Raw genomic sequence first — 482 nt, 5'->3', positions numbered from 1 at the left:
TCAACTTTGTTGTTACCAGTAAACATTTGTAGCTTACCGTCTTCAGTTACAGACGCTTTAACAGAGTCTTGTTGACCGTTGATGTACGTTGCTAGCTCTTCGATGTCGTCACCCGCTTTTGCGCTGATGTCGATTTCTTGTGCTTGGCCGAAGTTATCAGTGAACGACATTTTTAGGTCGTTAGAGCCTGCTTGAACGTTCCAGTCTTTGTCTTTCGCGTTCTCAGTTTGGTAGCTCTTACCACCCATTTGAGCGTTATCAGAGCGCATGTCTTTCAGTTGAAGCATTACCGCTTCACCGTTATCTGCACCGATTTGGAATGATTTAGTACCGTGAGTACCGTTAAGCAGCTTGTTACCACCAAAAGACGTCGTTTCCGCGATACGGTTCAGTTCGTCGTTCAGCGCTGTTACTTCTTCTTGAATCGCTACACGCTCAGATTTTGAGTTTGAGCCGTTTGAAGATTGTAGAGACAAATCACG

General features: G+C 45.0%; 1 protein-coding gene. It reads right to left on the bottom strand.

The window, feature by feature from the left end; genetic code table 11:
• A partial coding sequence (locus tag MSG38_RS23950) for a flagellin hook IN motif-containing protein (protein ID WP_282450604.1) occupies positions 1-482 on the bottom strand: 482 nt, incomplete at both ends.

The sequence above is a fragment of the Vibrio sp. 1CM24A genome, from assembly GCF_023161725.1.
Taxonomy (GTDB): Bacteria; Pseudomonadota; Gammaproteobacteria; order Enterobacterales; family Vibrionaceae; genus Vibrio; species Vibrio coralliirubri.
The sequence above is the reverse complement of the archived record's forward strand: the minus strand, read 5'-3'. Positions and strand labels throughout refer to the sequence as shown.